1 pseudogene is annotated in these 1,832 nt (G+C 65.8%); it reads right to left on the reverse strand.

Annotated features, from left to right (window positions below):
* Positions 1–90 precede the first annotated feature (90 nt).
* Positions 91–1,683, reverse strand: a pseudogene (locus H9Y04_RS45520) (ISAzo13 family transposase).
* Positions 1,684–1,832 lie beyond the last annotated feature (149 nt).

Below are 1,832 nucleotides of genomic sequence, written 5' to 3' on the forward strand. Positions count from 1 at the left end.
GGCCATCCTCGGCCTGGCAGCCGCACTGTGCTGCTACAAGCGACTACTCCGCCTCACCACATAGGACAACGTCTAAGGACTCGCAGAAAATCAACGTGTTGCTTTGATCTCGGTGGGGCTGCTGTTCGCAAGGAATGCGGCGACGTCGGCGGGTTTGTGGAACCTGGCTGTTGAGGGCGGAATGGTCTGGCAGTGCTCGGCCAGGAGGGGCTGGACTTGGTGAACAGCCCTGGTGAGGGTGCTGCCGTTGACTCCGAAGAGTTGGGCAAGGAGGTCTCGGGTACCGAGTTTGCGCACGTAGAGCACGGCGGCCAGGACTCTGTCGGCGGTGGTCAGCTTGTCCTTGGCGCCTGCGCCGCGAGCCCGGACGCGCTCGCCTCCTCGCTGCTGTCGCCGTCCTTGCTCACGTAACTCGTCCAGTTTCTGGTTGAGTTGGCTGACGAGTTCGGCCAGCTCCGATTCGGGCATCCCGGCGAGGTTCGGGTTGCGCAGACGCTCGGTGCAGGGCTGCGGGGACAGGCTGCCGACTGATCGCGGGGTCTTGGCTGTGGCGGTGTCTCGCGGTGAGGGGTGGAGGGTGTAGTTCTAGTCGCCGTGGAAGCGGTGGCGGTGCATGGGCAGGGCATCGATGTCGCTGTCGGTGACCTTGATGCCCGTGTTGTAGGTCCCCGGGTCGAGTTCGGCGTGGACGGTGAGTCCGGTGCGGGTAGTGGTCGCCGCGATGCTTCTCACGATGACGTCATGACTGGTCAAAGGACGGCCGCGCCAGTTCATTGAGATGTGGGAGAACAGCCGGTGCTCGATCTTGTTCCACTTCGAGGTGCCCGGCGGCATGTGGCAGACCGTGATGTTCAGGCCCGTCTCGGAGGCCAGGGCGGAAAGTTCGGTCTTCCAGGCTCGGGTGCGGTAGCCGTTGGACCCGCCTGCGTCCGCGGTGATCAGCAGACGGTTGGCCGCCGGATAGTCGTGCCGGCCTCGGCCCTGCCACCAGCGGCGGATGGAGGCGACAGCGAAGGCAGCAGTGTCGTGATCGGTGCCGACAGTGACCCAGCCGGTGTTCGCTGCGATGTCGTAGATCCCGTACGGGATCGCCTTGCCCGGCCCCTGGCGGTCCAGGAAGTCGTGCGTCTTGACCAGTGGCGGCTCGCCCTGGGGCCGCCACTGACGGCCGGCGTTCTTGTAGTCGCCGACCAGTTGCTTCTTCTTCGTGTCCACGCTGATCACCGGCTGGCCTGCATTCATGTGTTCCCGGGCTCGCTCGCTGATGTAGCGGAATTGGGCGTCACGGTCCGGATGTTGCTTGCCCTCGAGCGTCTTGGCGCCGGCCTGAAGGCTGAAGCCCTCCTCGCGCAGCAGGTCTCCGATGGTGTCCGCGCTCACCTTGTGTCCCTGTCGGGTGAGCTCGGCGGCGAGGCTTCTGGTCGACTTCACCGTCCACCGCAACGGCAACATCGGATCACCCCGCTCGTCCGGTTCCACAAGCTCCAGCAGCGCGGACCGCAGCCCCGGATCAAGATCCACGGCCCGCTTACGGCCACCACCGGGCCTGCGGACCCGCCCCAACGGCGTCTCACTGGCCCCCAACTCGGCGACGCCTTTGCGGACCGTCGTCTCGCTGACCTGGGCCGCCCTCGCGACCGTCCGAATGCCGCCGTGCCCCAGGGCTCGCGCCTCCGCACCCATCAGCAAACGGCGCTGCCGCTCGACCAGATGCGGGAACAACACCCCGAACTTGATGGAGAGTTGACCTTGATTCGGGTCTGTAAAGCTAACGGTGGTTCTGGGGTTGTTGGGGTTCAGCGCCGGGCGGCGGAGAGCCGGCCGTCGAAGGT

The organism is Streptomyces polyasparticus (genome assembly GCF_014493765.1).
GTDB lineage: Bacteria > Actinomycetota > Actinomycetes > Streptomycetales > Streptomycetaceae > Streptomyces > Streptomyces polyasparticus.